General features: G+C 65.4%; 13 protein-coding genes. 7 read left to right on the top strand and 6 right to left on the bottom strand.

The window, feature by feature from the left end; translation table 11 throughout:
* Window positions 1-20: 20 nt before the first annotated feature.
* From pnp to tsaD, 5 genes are all read right to left on the bottom strand, one after another.
* On the bottom strand, window positions 21-2,144 hold the full coding sequence (pnp, locus tag ACTIF6_RS10815; RefSeq protein WP_439587981.1) for a polyribonucleotide nucleotidyltransferase: 2,124 nt from the start codon (window positions 2,142-2,144) through the stop codon (window positions 21-23).
* Window positions 2,145-2,405: 261 nt separating this feature from the next.
* Entirely contained in the window at window positions 2,406-2,672 is a 267-nt protein-coding gene (gene rpsO / locus ACTIF6_RS10810; RefSeq protein WP_086124425.1) for a 30S ribosomal protein S15, read from the bottom strand.
* 142 nt (window positions 2,673-2,814) lie between these two features.
* Window positions 2,815-4,056, bottom strand: a complete 1,242-nt coding sequence (locus ACTIF6_RS10805; protein ID WP_439587980.1) for a pyridoxal phosphate-dependent aminotransferase — start codon at window positions 4,054-4,056, stop codon at window positions 2,815-2,817.
* Window positions 4,032-5,327 (bottom strand): branched-chain amino acid ABC transporter substrate-binding protein, encoded by a 1,296-nt coding sequence (locus ACTIF6_RS10800; RefSeq protein ID WP_439587979.1) that lies wholly within the window; start codon window positions 5,325-5,327, stop codon window positions 4,032-4,034. The genes ACTIF6_RS10805 and ACTIF6_RS10800 overlap by 25 nt, the downstream gene beginning before the upstream one ends.
* Window positions 5,328-5,428: 101 nt before the next feature.
* Window positions 5,429-6,529 (bottom strand): tRNA (adenosine(37)-N6)-threonylcarbamoyltransferase complex transferase subunit TsaD, encoded by a 1,101-nt coding sequence (tsaD, locus tag ACTIF6_RS10795; RefSeq protein ID WP_439587978.1) that lies wholly within the window; start codon window positions 6,527-6,529, stop codon window positions 5,429-5,431.
* Between the two features lie 70 nt (window positions 6,530-6,599).
* Between tsaD and ACTIF6_RS10790 the strand changes: the two genes are divergently transcribed.
* The 4 genes from ACTIF6_RS10790 to ACTIF6_RS10775 all read left to right on the top strand — a co-directional run bounded on the left by ACTIF6_RS10790 (window position 6,600) and on the right by ACTIF6_RS10775 (window position 11,321).
* Window positions 6,600-7,862, top strand: coding sequence for a nitrate- and nitrite sensing domain-containing protein (locus ACTIF6_RS10790; protein WP_439587977.1), 1,263 nt, complete (start codon window positions 6,600-6,602; stop codon window positions 7,860-7,862).
* Between the two features lie 376 nt (window positions 7,863-8,238).
* Window positions 8,239-9,552: a CmpA/NrtA family ABC transporter substrate-binding protein gene (locus ACTIF6_RS10785; RefSeq protein WP_439587976.1), complete on the top strand. Its 1,314-nt coding sequence runs from the start codon at window positions 8,239-8,241 to the stop codon at window positions 9,550-9,552.
* Between the two features lie 40 nt (window positions 9,553-9,592).
* Entirely contained in the window at window positions 9,593-10,456 is an 864-nt protein-coding gene (ntrB, locus tag ACTIF6_RS10780) for a nitrate ABC transporter permease (protein ID WP_439587975.1), read from the top strand.
* 22 nt (window positions 10,457-10,478) lie between these two features.
* Window positions 10,479-11,321: an ABC transporter ATP-binding protein gene (locus tag ACTIF6_RS10775; RefSeq protein WP_439587974.1), complete on the top strand. Its 843-nt coding sequence runs from the start codon at window positions 10,479-10,481 to the stop codon at window positions 11,319-11,321.
* 55 nt (window positions 11,322-11,376) lie between these two features.
* On the opposite strand, the gene ACTIF6_RS10770 is transcribed toward ACTIF6_RS10775, so the two are convergent.
* Window positions 11,377-11,952, bottom strand: a complete 576-nt coding sequence (locus tag ACTIF6_RS10770) for a serine O-acetyltransferase (protein ID WP_439587973.1) — start codon at window positions 11,950-11,952, stop codon at window positions 11,377-11,379.
* Between the two features lie 242 nt (window positions 11,953-12,194).
* On the opposite strand from ACTIF6_RS10770, the gene nirB reads away from it, so the two are divergent.
* The 3 genes from nirB to ACTIF6_RS10755 are packed head-to-tail and all read left to right on the top strand — an operon-like array spanning window position 12,195 to window position 17,820.
* Complete coding sequence (gene nirB / locus ACTIF6_RS10765) at window positions 12,195-14,663, top strand: nitrite reductase large subunit NirB (RefSeq protein ID WP_439587972.1); 2,469 nt, start codon at window positions 12,195-12,197, stop codon at window positions 14,661-14,663.
* Window positions 14,660-15,043, top strand: coding sequence for a nitrite reductase small subunit NirD (gene nirD, locus ACTIF6_RS10760; RefSeq protein ID WP_439587971.1), 384 nt, complete (start codon window positions 14,660-14,662; stop codon window positions 15,041-15,043). Before nirB ends, nirD begins: the two co-directional genes overlap by 4 nt.
* Window positions 15,040-17,820, top strand: coding sequence for a nitrate reductase (locus ACTIF6_RS10755; RefSeq protein ID WP_439587970.1), 2,781 nt, complete (start codon window positions 15,040-15,042; stop codon window positions 17,818-17,820). The genes nirD and ACTIF6_RS10755 overlap by 4 nt, the downstream gene beginning before the upstream one ends.
* Window positions 17,821-17,836 lie beyond the last annotated feature (16 nt).

Genomic DNA, 17,836 nt, shown 5'->3' with positions numbered 1-17,836 from the left:
CACCGGCTCCACCCGCGACATCAGGACTGCGGTTGCGCTTGTTCGCCGGTGCTGCGTTCGGCCAGGGCCTTCATGGACAGCTTGACGCGGCCCTTCTCGTCCGTTTCGAGCACCTTCACGCGAACCACCTGGCCTTCGCTCAGGTAGTCGGTGACCTTCTCGACGCGCTCGTGGGCGATCTGGCTGATGTGCAGCAGGCCGTCCTTGCCGGGCAGCAGGTTGATCAGGGCACCGAAGTCCAGGATCTTGGTGACCGGGCCTTCGTAGACCTTGCCCACTTCCACTTCGGCCGTGATCTGCTCGATGCGGCGCTTGGCTTCGTCGGCCTTGGCCGAGTCGGTCGAGGCGATGGTGATGGTGCCGTCTTCGTCGATGTTGATCTGCGTGCCGGTTTCTTCGGTCAGCGCACGGATGACGGAGCCGCCCTTGCCGATCACGTCACGGATCTTCTCGGGGTTGATCTTCATGGTGAAGAGCTTGGGCGCGAAGTTGGACACTTCGGTCTTGGCTTCGCCCATGGCTTCCTGCATCTTGCCCAGGATGTGCATGCGGGCTTCCTTGGCCTGGGCCAGCGCGACCTGCATGATTTCCTTGGTGATGCCCTGGATCTTGATGTCCATCTGCAGCGCCGAGATGCCGTTGGTGGTGCCGGCCACCTTGAAGTCCATGTCGCCCAGATGATCTTCATCACCCAGGATGTCGGTCAGCACGGCGAAACGGTTGCCGTCCTTGATCAGGCCCATGGCGATGCCCGCCACGTGCGCCTTCATGGGCACGCCAGCGTCCATCAGTGCCAGGCAGCCGCCACAAACGGAAGCCATCGACGAGGAGCCGTTGGACTCGGTGATTTCCGAGACCACACGCATCGTGTAGGGGAAGTCTTCCTTGCTGGGCAAGGCGGCGATCAGCGCGCGCTTGGCCAGACGGCCGTGGCCGATCTCGCGGCGCTTGGGGGTACCGAAGCGGCCGGCTTCGCCGGTGGCGAAGGGAGGCATGTTGTAGTGGAGCATGAAGCGGTCTTCGAACTCGCCCGCCAGCGCGTCGATGCGCTGCGCGTCGCGGTCGGTGCCGAGCGTGGCCACCACCAGCGCCTGGGTTTCACCACGGGTGAACAGGGCCGAACCGTGGGTGCGCGGCAGCAGGCCGTTGCGGATCTCGATGGCGCGCACGGTGCGCGTGTCGCGGCCGTCGATGCGGGGCTCGCCGGCCAGGATCTGGCCACGCACGATCTTCGCTTCGATCTCGAACAGCAGGGCTTCGACGGCCACGCTGTCGAACTCCACGCCTTCGGCCTTCAAGGCGGCCATCACATCGGCGTAGGCGGTGCGGCAAGCCTGGGTGCGGGCCTGCTTGTTGCGGATCTGGTAGGCGGCTTCGAGCTTGGCCTTGGCCAGGCCGTCGATCTTGGCGATCAGCGGCTCGTCCTTGGCGGGCGGCTGCCAGTCCCAGGCCGGCTTGCCGGCGTCGCGCACCAGGTCGTTGATGGCGGCGATGGCGATGTTGCCTTGCTCGTGACCGAACACCACGGCGCCCAGCATGATTTCTTCGGAGAGCTGGTCGGCTTCGGATTCCACCATCAGCACGGCGGCTTCGGTGCCGGCGACCACCAGATCGAGCTGGCTGTCCTTCAATTGCGTCTGGCCCGGGTTGAGCACGTACTGGCCGTTGATGTAGCCCACGCGGGCCGCACCGATGGGGCCGTTGAACGGGATGCCGCTCACGGACAGAGCGGCAGAGGTCGCGATCATGGCAGCGATGTCGGCCTGCACTTCGGGGTTCAGGCTGACGACGTGCACGATCACCTGCACTTCGTTGTAGAAGCCTTCCGGGAACAGCGGGCGGATCGGGCGGTCGATCAGGCGGCAGGTCAGCGTTTCGAGTTCGCTGGGGCGGCCTTCGCGCTTGAAGAAGCTGCCCGGAATCTTGCCAGCTGCGTACGATTTCTCGGTGTAGTCGACCGTCAGGGGGAAGAAGTCCTGGCCTGCCTTGGCTTCGGTCTTGGCCACCACGGTGGCGAGCACCACGGTGTCGTCGATGTTGACCAGCACGGCGCCGGTGGACTGGCGGGCGATTTCGCCGGTTTCCATGGTGACGGTGTGGGGGCCCCACTGGAAGGTCTTGGTGACTTTGTTGAACATGCTCATGTTGTCTCTCCGTTAAATGCCACCGCCAGCGGCGGAAGGCTCAACGTGCAGCGTGTGGCTGCACAAAAACCCGGAAACACAACCCAGAACACGATGCCATTCCAGATGGGCTGTGGGCGCTGCATGCGCTCACAAACCGCCTGGAATGACACAGCTTCGCTCTGTTGTCGATGCTCCGGAATCAAAAATGGCGGGCGACAAGCAAAAAACGCCCAAGCCGGCGAACCAACTCAGGCGTTTTGCGTGTCACAGCCGGCCCAATTACTTGCGCAGGCCCAGTTTCTGGATCAGGGCCAGGTAGCGATCAGCGTCCTTGGACTTGAGGTAATCGAGCAGCTTGCGGCGGCGGCTCACCATGCGCAGCAGGCCACGGCGACCGTGGTGATCCTTGGCATGGGTCTTGAAATGGGGGGTCAGCTCGTTGATGCGAGCGGTCAGCAGGGCAACCTGCACTTCGGGGCTGCCGGTGTCGTTGGCAGCGCGTGCGTTGGCCGAAACGACCTCGGCCTTGATGGATTGGGCAATCATGAAATTCCTTGGTTTTGACTTGCGTCCCGTCGCAGCTGGCAGGCTTTCCGGCACCTTTCAGTGCTTTCCCGGAACCATGGGCCGCAGCGGGCGTGAATGCCGTCCGTGAAGACAGCAACCGGCGATTATAGACCAGAAGGCGTCAGCGGGGCTGTGCCAGGAGCCACTGGCTCAGCCGGTCGACGCCCTGCGTCAGGCGCTCCCGGTCGCGGCTGGCGAAGCACCAGCGCAACCAGCCCGCCGCCTCGGGGCTGAAGGCGCTGCCCGGGGCCAGGCCCAGGCCGGCCTCGCGGACCAGGCGTTTGGCGGTGTCCAGGCAATCGGCCTGCCCTTCCAGCCGGAAAAACGCGTACATGCCGCCCAGCGGCTCCGCCAGGGTCACGCCCGGCAATCCGCGCAGCAAGGGCACCAGCGTGTCGCGACAGGCCTTGAGGTGGTTCACCAGGGCCGGCGTGACCTCGGCACCGCGCAGCAGTGCCTGCGTGGCGGCGCGCTGCACGAAGACCGGCGCGCACGAGGTGTTGTATTCGATGAGCTTGCCCACGGCAGCGGTGAGCGCGGCAGGCAGCACCAGCCAGCCCAGGCGCCAGCCGGTCATGAGGAAGCTCTTGGAGAAGCTGTGGGCGACGATCACCCGGTCTTCAGGTTCGGCGACATCGAGGAAGCTGCTGGCCGCGCCGTTGGGCGTGTCGCCCGCGAAATACAGGCGCTCGTACACCTCGTCGGCCAGGATCCAGGTGCCGGTGCGCCGGCAATGCGCGAGGATGCTGCGCTGCTCGGCCGCCGTGAGTGTCCAGCCCGTGGGGTTGTTGGGCGCATTGACGATCAGCATGCGCGTGGCCGGGGTGATGGCGGCCAGCAGCGCGTCCATGTCGAGCGCCCAGGCGCCGGCTCGCGGGCCGCTGGCGAGCACTTTCAGGGGCACCGACTTCACGCGCGCACCCATGATGAGCGGCTGCGCCACCAGATTGGGCCAGGCCGGCGTGACCACCACCACTTCATCGCCCGCTTCCACGATCGCCTGCGAGGCCAGCATGAGCCCGTTGACACCGCCGGAAGTGACCGCGAGGCGTTCCTGCCAGTGCGCCACGCCACGCCCCGGATGCAGACCATCGGTGTACGCCGCCAGCGCGTCGCGCAATTCGGGCAGGCCCAGGTTGTGCGCGTAAAAGGTCTCGCCGGCCTGCAACGAAGCGATGGCGGCTTCGCGGATGAAGGCGGGCGTGACTTCGTCACTTTCCCCAAACCAGAACTTCAGCACGCCTTCGCGGCCAAGGCCTTCGTTGGCCACTTCACGGATGCGTGAGGCCTCCAGATCGGCGACGACCTGGCGTGGATGCGGAAGATGTGAGGGTGGTTTCACCCGGGTCGGATCATGTTGCATCGGTGCGGTTGTTCTGCCTGTTGCGGAGTGAGATTGCGGATGACGCGAAAACCATAACCCGAACCTTCGACGTCGAACTTCACGCCGGGCGCGCCCTGGCGGTCCATCACCGCCACGGCCAGGCGCTGCTGGAACTGATGATCGCTCGCGCGCATGCGTGCCGTCTGGCCAGCCAGCGTCACTTCCGCCTTTTCCAGCTGGGCGGCGATGTTCGCGGCGTTGATCTCCGCACCGGCGGCACCGGCACGCTCGATGGCCTGGGCCAGCGATTCGATCATGAGTTGCATGCGCATGTGCACGTAGTCGTCGGCCGGATTGGGGAAGCGTTGGCGGAACGACTGGTAGAAGGCTTCGGACTCGGGCGTGGGCACGTTGGGAAACCAGTCGGCCACGGCGATCACCTTGCCGATGCCGGCTTCGCCCATGGCCGCCGGCGCGCCCAGCGCGTTGCCATAGAACGTGTAGAAGCTGCCTTCAAAGCCCACTTCGCGTGCGGCCTTCACCAGCAGGGTGAGGTCGTTGCCCCAGTTGCCAGTGAGCACCGCCTGCGCTCCGCTGGCCTTGATCTTGGAAGCGTAGGGCAGGAAGTCCTTCACGCGCGCCATGGGATGGAGTTCGTCGCCGACGATAGTCACGTCGGGCCGCTGCGTGGCGAGCTGGGTGCGCGCTTCGCGCAGCACCGCCTGGCCGAAGCTGTAGTCCTGCCCTATCAGGTAGATGCTCTTGAGCGCCTTGTCTTCGCGCAACACGCTCATGAGCGCGCTCACGCGCATGTCGGCGTGGGCATCGAAGCGGAAGTGCCAGTAGTTGCACTTCTCGTTGGTGAGCACCGGGTCCACCGCCGAGTAGTTCAGGAACAGCATCTGGCGCGCGGGTTCGCGCTCGTTGTGCTTGGCGATGGCCTCGATCAGGGCGCTGGCCGCCGCCGAGGAATTGCCCTGCGTGATGAGGGTGATGCCGCGGTCGGTGGCGGCGCGCAAGGACGAGAGGGCTTCCTCGGCCTGGCCCTTGCTGTCGAAACGTTCGATGACCAGAGGCCGATGGCCGCCGGGCAACTTCACGCCGCCGCGGGCGTTGACCCGTTCGGTGGCCCAGACGAGGTTGCGGAACACGGCCTCGCCGGTGTTGGCGATGGGCCCCGACAGGCCCTCGATCATGGCGATGCGGATCGGTGCGCCCATGGCAGGCGCGGGAGCTTGAGCAGTGGCGAGCGTGGTGACCAGGCCGCCCAGCAACAAGGCGGCAAGGGAACGGCGGCGAAGGGATGACATGGATTTCATTCGGAAAACTGCTCCAGTTGGTGCCTGGGCCGGACGGCCGCAACCCATCAGATGAGTCACATAGGCGACAGAATCAGGAGTCTAATTCATAATTATGACGCTCTGTCCAACCGGAGATCGGCCAGGGGCCAGCGTGGCTTCACGTCGAACTGGTAGCCCGTCGACGCGGCGCCCTCTTCCCACGCCAGCCCCGCCTGCACCCGCATGCCGGCGGCCAGCGCAATCATGGCGCCGTTGTCGGTGCACAGGTGCAGTTCAGGGTAGTGCACGCGCACGCCGGCCTTCTGGCAGGCGGCGTTCAACTGCTCGCGCAGAAGCGCATTGGCGCCCACGCCACCGGCCACCACCAGGCGGCGCAGGCCACTGTGGCGCACCGCGGCCATGGACTTTTTCACCAGCACCTCGACGATGGCCGCCTGCACACTGGCGGCCACGTCGGCCTTCTGCTGCAGGGTCAGCGGATCGGCCAGGTGGGTGGTGGCGGGGCCTTCGGGCCGCGCGTGCGCCAGCTTTTTCACCTGGGTGAGCACCGCGGTCTTGAGGCCGGCGAACGAGAAGTCCAGGTCGCCACTGTGCAGCAGCGGTCTGGGGAGTTTGTAGGCCTGCGGGTCACCCTGCAAGGCGAGCCGGGCCAGGGCCGGCCCGCCGGGGTAGCCCAGGCCGAGCAGCTTGGCCGATTTGTCGAAAGCCTCACCGGCCGCGTCGTCGATGGTTTCGCCCAGCAGTTCGTAGCGCCCCACACCGTCCACGCGCATGAGCTGGCTGTGGCCACCGGAGACCAGCAGCGCCACGAACGGGAATTCGGGTGGGTCGGTGCTCAGGAACGGCGAGAGCAGATGGCCTTCGAGGTGGTGGACGCCAAGCACCGGTCTGTCCAGCGCGAAGCCCAGTGCGCACGCCACGCCCGAGCCCACCAGCAGCGCGCCGGCCAGTCCCGGACCCCGGGTGTAGGCCACGGCGTCGATCGAAGCGAGCGGCAGCCCGGCCTGTGCCAGCACGGCGTCGGTCAGTGGCAGCACGCGGCGGATGTGGTCGCGGCTGGCCAGTTCGGGCACCACGCCGCCATAGGCCTGGTGCATGTCGATCTGGCTGTGCAGGGCGTGGCCCAGCAGGCGCGGTGTGGCGCTGCCGCTGGCATCGACCAGCGCCACGCCGGTTTCGTCACAAGACGATTCGATTCCCAGGACAAGCATGGCGCCAAGTGTACGGGCGGCATGGTTGTTGCTCAGTAGTGCTTCGGTACTCGGAATCCCCCACGAAAGAATGAAAACGGGCCTGAACTTCCTCGTCGCCGCCAAGCGCTGCGAAATCGCCGAGCTGCGGCAGCTCGCGCTCACCAGCGCGCTGGTGAATGTGACCGGGCGCCTGGTGCATGGGCTGCAGCGCGAACGGGGGCTGTCCAACCTCTACCTCGGCTCGCAGGGCACGATGTTCGCCAGCATGCGCGCGCAGCAGATTCAGGAGTGCCGCCAGATCGAGGCCGAACTGCGCGCCTGCTTTGACAGCCTGGACACCGAAACCGCGCGGCTGGGGCACGGTGCGCGGCTCTTCAGCCGCATCGCCTATGTGCTTCATGGTCTGGACGCCCTGACGGGACTGCGTGAACGGGTCGATACCCTGGCATGGACCATGCGCCAGTCCACCGACGCCTACGTGCGGCTCATTTCGGGCTTGCTGGCGGTGGTGTTCGAAGCCGCCGACAGCGCCAGCGACCCGGAGATATCGCGCCTGCTGGTGGCCCTGTTCAATTTCATGCAGGGCAAGGAGTTCGCGGGCCAGGAGCGGGCGGCGGGTTCGGCGCTTTTTGCCTCGGGCCGTGCCGAGATGATCGAGCAGCAGCGCCTGTTGCACTTCATCGAGTCGCAAGAACGCTGTTTGCAGGTGTTCAGCGAATTTGCCACGCCACAGGTGGCCGACCTCTGGGTCAACAGCCAGGCCAGCGCGATGCTGGCCGAGCTCGAGCGCCTGCGCCGGGTGCTGTGCACCGCCGCCAACGGATCGCCACTCAACGCCCAGCTCAGCCAGGCGTGGTTCGACTGCTGCACGCGCCGCATCGACCGAATGAAATCGGTGGAAGACCGCCTGGCGCTCGATCTCCTGCGCGCGTGCGAAGACAAGACGGCCGCCGCCACGCGAGAACTCGAGTCATTTCACGCGTTGAATCCTCAGCCCCCGCACGAGGTGGACACCCTCTCCTTCTTCCGCGACGCGAGCATCGAAATACCACCCGCGCCGGCGGCCTCGGGCTACGGCCTCCAGCTGGAGCGTTCGATCCTGGATCTGGTGCAGGAACAGGCCCGCCGACTGCAGACCATGGGCGAAGAACTCGACACCGTGCGCGCCAGCCTCAACGAGCGCAAGCTGATCGAGCGCGCCAAGGGTCTGCTGATGGCCCACCGCCAGCTCACGGAAGAAGAAGCGCACAAGACCATGCGCCAGATGGCCATGAACCAGAACCGCCGGTTGATCGAGGTGGCCGAGGCGGTGCTGGCCATGGCCGACGTGCTGCCGCAGCGCCAGACATGACCACCGCGCGGTGCTGCGGCGCACAAAATGTGTGCCTGCACGCTCCTGCGCACCAGATTGAAGCCCGCAAAATTCCGGCCTGCGTCTTCGCGCGTCGGCCTTCTCCGCACGATCGCGCTGATTTTTCCAATGAAATCAATCAGAAGCGTGCCTGGGCGCACCCCATGCGGCGCGGCAAAGGCCCAACTGGCACGGGACCTGCTTTATTGAGTTGAAAGAGAAAGCCGACCAATGGCGGTGGGTTTTCTCAACGTCTTCCCAGACACGGACAACGGCGTCCATTGCATTTCCGGCTTCGGCTGGTTCTGCAATGGGCGCCGTTTTGCTTTGTGTCTCGCTTTTTCTTTGCCTTTCCCGTTCTTTCAAGGAGTTGCTCATGAAGACATCGTCGAACACCCTGTCCCCCTCGCGCCGTGCCGTGCTGCAGAAGGCGTCGGCGCTGGGGGTCGCCGCCGTGGCCGGCGGCCTGTGGGCCAGCCGAGCCCAGGCGCAAGCTGCAGGCGCACCCGAAACGCGAGCGGCCAAACTGGGCTTCATCGCCCTCACCGATGCGGCCCCTCTGTTCGTGGCCGACGAGAAGGGCTTCTTCAAGAAGCACGGCATGACCGAGGTCGAAGTGCTCAAGCAATCGTCCTGGGGCACGACGCGCGACAACCTGGTGCTGGGTTCGGGCAAGGGCGGCATCGACGGTGCGCACATCCTCACGCCCATGCCTTACCTCATCAGCACCGGCGCGGTCACGGCCAACAACGTGCCGGTGCCCATGAACATCCTTGCGCGCCTGAACCTGGGCGGGCAGTGCATCTCGGTGGGTGACGAATACAAGGACATGAAGGTGGGGCTGGACACCCGGGAATTCGGCAAGGCCCTGCTGGCCAAGCGCCTGAAGACGGGCAAACCGGTGAATGCCGCCATGACGTTTCCTGGTGGCACGCACGACATGTGGATCCGCTACTGGATGGCCGCTGGCGGCGTGGATCCCAACAAGGACATCACCACCATCGTGGTCCCACCCGCGCAGATGGTGGCCAACATGAAGGTGGGCAGCATGGACACGTTCTGCGTGTGCGAGCCCTGGAATCGCCAGCTCATCAACCAGAAGATCGGCTACACCGCGCTCACCACCAGTGAGCTCTGGATGAACCATCCCGAGAAGGCGTTTGCCATGCGTGCCGACTACGTGCAGGCCAATCCCGTTGCCACGAAAGCACTGCTCAAGGCCGTGATGGAGGCGCAGATGTGGTGCGAGGATCCAGCGAACCGCGCCGAGGTGGCCGAGATCTGCTCGCGTCGACGCTGGATCAACGCGCCGGTGGCCGATGTGATCGACCGCGTGAAAGGCGACTTCGACTACGGCACGGGCCGCGTGGAAGCCAACAGCAAGTTCCAGATGCGCTTCTGGAAAGACCACGCGAGCTATCCGTTCCAGAGCCACGACATGTGGTTCCTGACCGAGAACATCCGCTGGGGCTATCTGCCCGCGAACACGGACATGAAGGCCCTGGTGGCGAAGGTGAACCGTGAGGACCTCTGGCGCGCCGCTGCCAGGGAACTCGGCGTGGCCGCCAAGGACATCCCCACCTCCACCTCGCGTGGTGTGGAGAAGTTCTTCGACGGCAAGGTGTTCGACCCCGCCAACCCGCAGAAGTACCTCGACAGCCTGAGCATCAAGTACATCAAGAGCGCCTGACGCGCGACCCTGACTGCCACCGACCACCGGAGCCGCCGCCATGAATTCCACCGACACCATCGAGCCGATCCGCCTGGCAACGCCTGCGGCACCCACGCTCATGCCCACCTGGCTGAAGTCTGCCTCGAGCAGCTTCATGACCCATGTGCTGCCACCGCTGCTGGTCATCGGCATGCTGCTGATCATCTGGGAATTGCTCGGGTCTCGGTCGGGAGCGGCGCTGCCCCCCCCGAGCAAGGTGGTGGAAGACACCTGGGAACTCATCATCCACCCGTTCTACGACAACGGGGGCAACGATGTGGGCGTGGCCTGGCAGTTGCTGGCCAGCCTGCAGCGCGTGGCCTACGGCTATTCGCTGGCGGTGGTGGCTGGTGTGAGCCTGGGTGTGCTGGTGGGCCAGTCCACCTGGGCGCTGCGCGGTCTCGATCCCCTGTTCCAGGTGTTGCGCACCGTGCCGCCTCTGGCGTGGCTTCCGATCTCGCTGGCGGGCTTCCAGGACGGCAACCCCTCGGCCATCTTCGTGATCTTCATCACCTCGATCTGGCCGATCATCATCAACACCTCCATCGGCATCCGCAACATCCCGGAGGACTACCGCAACGTCGCCCGCGTGATCCGCCTCAACGGCATCGAGTACTTCATCAAGATCATGCTCCCAGCGGCAGCTCCGTTCATCTTCTCCGGACTGCGCATCGGTGTGGGCCTGTCGTGGCTGGCCATCATCGCGGCCGAGATGCTGATCGGCGGCGTGGGCATCGGTTTCTTCATCTGGGACGCCTGGAACTCCTCGCGCATCAGCGACATCATCCTGGCGCTCATCTACGTCGGTGTCATCGGGTTCATGCTCGATCGCATCGTCGCCTGGATCGGCCGCGCCGTCACCCGCGGCACATCGGCCAGCTGAACCATCCCCAAGGGAATACACCATGAGCAACGCCTACCTCACGCTCTCGCGCGTCGACATGACCTTCACCGGCAACAACGGCGTGGTCAATCCGGTGCTTCGCGGCATCGACCTCGACGTCCAGCGCGGCGAATTCATCTCGCTGATCGGTCACTCGGGCTGCGGCAAATCCACCGTGCTGAACATCGTTGCGGGCCTGCTTCGGGCCACCACGGGCGGTGTCATCGTCGACGGACGCGAAGTCAATGCACCAGGCCCGGATCGCGCCGTGGTGTTCCAGAACCATTCGCTGCTGCCCTGGCTCACGGTCTACCAGAACGTGGAGATCGCCGTGGTCAAGATCTTCGGCGGCAGCAAGACAGCGGCCGAACGCAAGGACTGGATCCTGCACAACCTGAACATGGTGAACATGTCACACGCGCTGCACCACCTGCCCTCGGAAATCTCAGGCGGCATGAAGCAACGGGTGGGCATTGCCCGGGCGCTGGCCATGGAGCCCAAGGTGCTGCTGCTCGACGAACCCTTCGGTGCACTGGACGCCCTGACGCGGGCGCACCTGCAGGACGAAGTGATCCGCATCCAGGGTGAACTGGGCAACACGGTGATGATGATCACGCACGATGTGGACGAAGCGGTGTTGCTGTCGGACCGCGTGGTGATGATGACCAACGGGCCTTCGGCCACGATTGGCCAGATCCTCGACGTGCCGCTGGAACGCCCGCGCAATCGCATCGCCCTGGCCGAGAACCCAGCCTACAACCACTGCCGCCAGGAAATCCTGACCTTCCTCTACGAAAAGCAGCGCAAGGTAGAGCCGATCGCCAGCGCGCGCCTGGCACCGGTTGCCTTGGCACTGAAAGCCTGAGGTCCCCTTGGCCCCCCACGCTTCCATGCTTCCACAGCCCCGCAGCGAGCGAGACTCACGCTCTCCGCGCTTCGGGCTCGTAGCCCTCTTCGTTGAGCGCCGTGCCTGTCGGGGAGATGGCGGCATCGCGCGGTTTGCGCGGCATCACCCGTGCCGGCACGCCGACAGCGATCGAGTTGGAGGGGACATCGGTGGTCACCACCGAATTGGCACCGATGTTCACGTTGTCTCCGATGACGATGCGGCCGAGCACCTTGGCGCCCGCGCCGATGTCCACGTTGTTGCCGAACACCGGCGCGCAGGGATCTTCCACACGGGCCAGGCCCACCACCACCCCGGTCCGGATGCGGCAGTTGTCACCGAACTGGGTGTACCCGCTCACCACGATGCCGCCGAAATGGTCGATCACGAAGTTGCGTCCGATCTTCACTTCGCACGGCAACTCGATGCCCGTGACCATCTGCACGATCTTGTAGAGCACCCGGTAGACCAGGGAAAAGAACTTGCGCAACAACACGTGCCGCAAGGTGTAACGCCATCGTCCGAGCCGGTAGATGGTCATCACCCAGAAGCCTTGAGCGCCCAGTTTGCTTCCATGGGCGCGGTAGTCCGCGCGAATGTTGTCGAACATGAAGAGTGTGCAAATCAGAAAAAAGATAGGGGTGAAGTGCTTGCGCGTGTGCGGGACCATACCAAACACGCGGCGAAATATCGAAAGCCTGCTCTCTTTTTTGTTGTAACAAACGCCGCGTACCCGACCTTTTTCACTCTGGTGACACGGACATTGCGCTTTGCCGCTGCTTGCATCTGTGCGCTGGAGCACGCAGCGCCGACGCATCCCCACCCTGAATTTCCTGTCCTGGAGTCGCCGCGATGAAAAAAAATCAACTCGTGATGATCGGCAACGGCATGGCCGGCGTTCGCACACTCGAAGAGCTGCTGAAGATCGCACCCGACCTGTACGACATCACCGTCTTCGGTGCTGAGCCGCACCCGAACTACAACCGCATCCTGCTCTCGCCCGTGCTCGCCGGTGAGCAGACGCTGGACGAGATCGTGCTCAACGACTGGGCCTGGTACACGGAGCACGGCATCACCCTGCACGCAGGCAAGACCGTGACCGAAGTGGACAGGGTGAAACGCATCGTGCGTGCCAGCGATGGCCACGGTGGCGTGATCGAGGCATCCTACGACCGCCTCATCATGGCCACCGGCTCCAACCCCTTCATGCTGCCCATCCCGGGCAAGGATCTCCAAGGTGTGCTGGCCTACCGCGACATTGCCGACACCCAGGCCATGATCGACGCCGCCACGCAATACCGGCACGCCATCGTGATCGGCGGCGGTCTGCTGGGGCTGGAAGCGGCCAACGGCCTGATGAAGCGTGGCATGACGGTCAGCGTGGTGCACGTAGCACCCTGGCTCATGGAGCGGCAGCTCGACGACGTGGCGGGCAAGCTGCTGCAGCAGTCGCTGGAGCAGCGTGGCATGAGATTTCTCATCGGCGCACAGACGCAGGAACTGGTGGGCAATGACGAAGGGCGCGTGAAGGCCATCCGCTTCAAGGACGGCACCGAACTGCCGGCCGATCTGGTGGTGATGGCCGTGGGCATCCGACCCAACACCGCGCTGGCCGAGTCCATGCACCTGCACGTGAACAAGGGCATCGTGGTCAGCGACACGCTGCAGACCGTGACCGACCCGCGCATCTACGCAGTCGGCGAGTGCGCAGCACACCGTGGCATTGCCTATGGTCTGGTGGCGCCTATCTTCGAACAGGGCAAGGTGCTGGCCACGCACCTGGCCGAGTTCGGCATCGGCCGCTACAGCGGCTCACTCACCTCGACCAAACTCAAGGTCACCGGCATCGACCTGTTCTCCGCTGGCAACTTCATGGGCGGCACCGATACCGAAGAGATCGTGATGAGCGACCCCTCCGGCGGTGTCTACAAGAAGCTGGTGATCCAGGGTGACAAGCTGGTGGGTGCCTGCCTTTACGGCGACACCGTGGACGGCAGCTGGTACTTCAAGCTGCTGCGCGATGGCCGCAGCGTGGCCGACATCCGCGACCGCCTGATGTTCGGCGAATCGAACATCGGCGACGTCGGGCACCAGGGCCACAGCAAGGCCGCCGCCATGGCCGACAGCGACGAGGTCTGCGGCTGCAACGGCGTCACCAAGGGCAGCATCTGCAAGACCATCAAGGACAAAGGCCTGTTCACCCTGGAAGAGGTGCGCAAGCACACCAAGGCCAGCGCTTCCTGCGGTTCTTGCACTGGTCTGGTCGAACAGATCCTGATGTTCACCGCGGGCGGCGACTACTCCGCCACGCCGAAACTGAAGGCCATGTGCGGCTGCACCGACCACGGCCACCAGGCCGTGCGCGACGCGATCCGTGACAGCAAGCTGCTGAGCATCGGCGCGGTATTCGAGGGCCTGGGCTGGCGCACGCCCAACGGCTGCGCCACCTGCCGCCCGGCCGTCAACTACTACCTCATCAGCACCTGGACGAAAGAGGCGAAGGACGACCCGCAAAGCCGCTACATCAACGAGCGCGCGCACGCCAACATCCAGAAGGACGGCACCTACAGCGTGATTCCGCGCATGTGGGGCGGCGAGACCACGGCCGACGAACTGCGCCGCATTGCCGACGCGGTGGACAAATACAAGATCCCCACCGTGAAGGTCACCGGCGGCCAGCGCATCGACCTGCTGGGCGTGAAGAAGGAAGACCTGCAGGCGGTGTGGAAGGACATCGGCATGCCCAGCGGCCACGCGTACGCCAAGGCCCTGCGCACCGTGAAGACCTGCGTGGGCAGCGAGTGGTGTCGCATGGGCACGCAGGACAGCACGCAGATGGGCAAGGACCTGGAGCGCGCCATGTGGCGCATGTACGCACCGCACAAGGTGAAGTTCGCGGTGAGCGGCTGCCCACGCAATTGCGCCGAGGCCGGCATCAAGGACGTGGGCATCATCGGCGTGGATTCGGGCTGGGAGATGTACATCGCGGGCAACGGCGGCATCAAGACCGAAGTAGCCGAGTTCTTCACCAAGCTCAAGACCGCCGAAGAGGTGCTGGAGTACACCGGCGCCTTCATGCAGCTCTACCGCCTGGAAGGCTGGTACCTGGAACGCACGGTGCACTACGTCAACCGTGTCGGACTGGACTACGTGAAGAAGAAGATCCTGGATGACCACGAAGGTCGCAAGGCGCTGTGGGATCAGTTGCAATTCGCGCTCGACGGAGAACCCGACCCCTGGTTCGAGCACCAGAAGGCGTCGGTAGACACGCGCCAGTTCATTCCGATCCAGGCCGTGGCGCTGGAAGGGGGCCTGGCATGAGCGAATGGATCCCCATCGCACGGGTGGACGACATACCGGTGCTCGGCTCCCGCTGCGTGAAACGGGAGTTCGGACTGGACGTGGCCGTGTTCCGCAACGACCGCAACGAAGTGTTTGCCCTGCTCGACCGCTGCCCGCACAAGGGCGGCCCGCTGAGCCAGGGCATTGTTTTCGGCACGCACGTGGCCTGCCCGCTGCACAACTGGACGATCGGTCTGGACAGTGGATGTGCGAAGGAACCCGATGAGGGCTGTGCACCAAGGTTCGCGGTGATGGTGGAAGAAGGCGTGGTGCACCTCGATGCCGAAGAACTGGAACATCTCGCGACCGACCTCACCCGCCCTGTCGCAGGTCCTGCAAGACGCACCGAGCCCGCATGAACCCGATCACCACCCGTTCCACCTGCCCCTACTGTGGCGTGGGTTGCGGGGTGCTGATCGAAAGCCAGGGCAGCCAGATCACCGGCGTGCGAGGCGACCCGCAGCATCCGGCGAATTTCGGCCGGCTGTGCACCAAAGGCCAGACGCTGCACCTCACCGCCTCGCCAGCGATCTCGCAACAGACGCGCCTGCTGCAACCCATGCAGCGCCAGCAGCGCGGTACGCCAACGCAGGCTGTGTCCTGGGACGCCGCACTCGACCTCGCCACCGACCGTTTCGCCTCGGTCATCGAGCAGCACGGCCCGGACGCGGTGGGCTTCTACATCAGCGGCCAGTTGCTCACCGAGGACTACTACGCCTTCAACAAGCTGGCCAAGGGCCTGATCGGCACCAACAACGTCGACACCAACTCGCGCCTGTGCATGAGCAGCGCGGTGGCCGGCTACAAGCTCACGCTGGGCGCCGACGCGCCACCCACCTGCTACGACGACGTGAACCACGCCCAGTGCCTGTTCATCGTCGGCAGCAACGCCGCCTTCGCCCACCCCGTGCTGTTCCGTCGCATCGAGGAAGCGAAGGAAAGGAACCCGGCGATGAAGGTGATCGTGGCCGACCCGCGCCGCACCGACACCGCCGGTTTCGCCGACCTGTACCTGCCGCTGCAGCCAGGCAGCGACGTGATGCTCTTCCACGGTCTGTTGCACATCATGCTGTGGGAAGGCTGGCTGGATGCCGACTACATCGCCGCACACACCACCGGCTTCGACGCGCTCAAATCACTGGTTCGCGAATGCACGCCCGAGCGTGTGGCGCAGGTCTGCGGTCTCAGGAAAGAAGACCTCTTCACCGCCGCACGGTGGTTCGCCACATCACCGGCCACGCTCAGCCTGTACTGCCAGGGCCTGAACCAGAGCAGCAGCGGCACGGCGAAGAACGCCACGCTGATCAACCTGCACCTCGCCACCGGCCAGATCGGCAAGCCCGGCGCCGGCCCGTTCAGCCTGACCGGCCAGCCCAACGCGATGGGCGGGCGCGAGGTCGGTGGCCTGGCCAATCTGCTGTCGGCCCACCGCGACCTGGCCAACCCGCAGCACCGCGCCGAGGTGGCCGCGCTCTGGGGTGTGCCCTCGGTGCCTTCAACCCCGGGCCTCACCGCCGTGGAGATGTTCCAGGCGGCCGCCGATGGTCAGGTGAAGGCGCTGTGGATCGCCTGCACCAACCCGGCCCAGTCCATGCCCGACCAGGCCACCGTACGCCGCGCGCTGCAACGCGCCGAGTTCGTGGTGGTGCAGGAGGCTTATGCCACCGCCGCCACCTGCGACTACGCCGACCTGCTGCTGCCCGCCACCACCTGGGGCGAGAAAGACGGCACCGTGACCAACAGCGAGCGCCGCATCAGCCGCGTGCGCCCGGCCGTGCCGGCGCCCGGGCAGGCGCGTCACGACTGGCGGATCGTGGTCGATTTCGCGCAGCGCCTGGAAACCCGCCTGCGCCCTGGCGAGGCCACGTTGTTTCCGTATCCGGACGCGGAGAGTCTCTGGCTCGAACACCGCGAATGCACCAGGGGTCGCGACCTCGACATCACCGGCCTCTCCTACGCCATGCTGCAACAGCAAGGCCCGCAGCAATGGCCCATCAGGCCAGGCGATGTCCAGGGCAAGGAACGCCTGTACGAAGACAGCGTCTTCCCCACGCCGGATGGCCGCGCCCGCTTCGCCGCCCTGCCCTTCGTGCCGCTGGCCGAGCCGCGCGAATCGCGCTACCCCTTCTCGCTCACCACTGGCCGCCTGCGCGACCAGTGGCACGGCATGACGCGCACCGGCACGCTGGGCCGCCTGTTCGGCCACGTGGCCGAACCCGCCGTGCAATTGAACCCGCAGGACATGGAACGCCGTGGCCTGCACGACGGCGATCTGGTGTACGTGACCAGCAAGCGCGGCTCCATAGTGGTGCCGGTGCAGGCATCGCCCGAGATCGGACTGTCGCAGGCCTTCATCGCCATGCACTGGGGTTCTGAATTCCTCAGCGGCCAGAGCAGCACCGGCGAGGTGCTGGCCGGTGTGAACGCGATCACCACCTCGGCGTTCTGCCCCACCTCGAAGCAGCCCGAGCTCAAGCACGCGGCGGTGAAGGTGCTCAAGGTCGAACTGCCCTGGGCGCTGCTGGCCGTGGCCTGGCTGCCTGAAGCGCAGGCGCTGGATGCGCGCGAAGGCCTGCGTGTGCTGATGGCGCGGTTTCCTTTCGCTTCCTGTGTGCCATTTGGACGAGAGCGAACCGGCGTGCTGTTCCGCGCTGCTGCGCACGAGGCGCCCGAACCCTTGCTGATCGAGCGCATCGAAGCGCTGCTCGGCCTGAACACCACCGACGCGCTGCGCTACGCCGACCGCCGCCTGGGCCAGCGCCGCACCGCACGCCTGGTTCGCCAGGGCGATGCCACGCGGCTCGAAGGTTTCGTGCTCGCGGGCGACACGCGGGCGGAGGTCTGGATCAAGCCCTTGCTGCAGGACGAGCTGCCCGCCGGCGCCTACGGCCGCCTGCTGCTCATGCCCGGTGCCAAGGCCCCGGTGGCGATCGCGGCCAAAGGCAGGCAGGTCTGCACCTGCTTCAACGTGACCGAGGACACGATCCAGAGCCGCCTGCAAACCTGCGAGGGGAACGAGGCCGAGCGGCTGGCTGCCCTGCAGGAAAGCCTGCACTGCGGCACCCACTGCGGCTCGTGCGTGCCCGAACTCAAACGCCTGGTGCGCGAGACCGCACCCCTGGCAACCACCATATAACGCGAAGTCATCAAAC

This window comes from Hydrogenophaga sp. (genome assembly GCF_051860785.1).
Taxonomy (GTDB): Bacteria; Pseudomonadota; Gammaproteobacteria; order Burkholderiales; family Burkholderiaceae_C; genus Hydrogenophaga.
The sequence above is the reverse complement of the archived record's forward strand: the minus strand, read 5'-3'. Positions and strand labels throughout refer to the sequence as shown.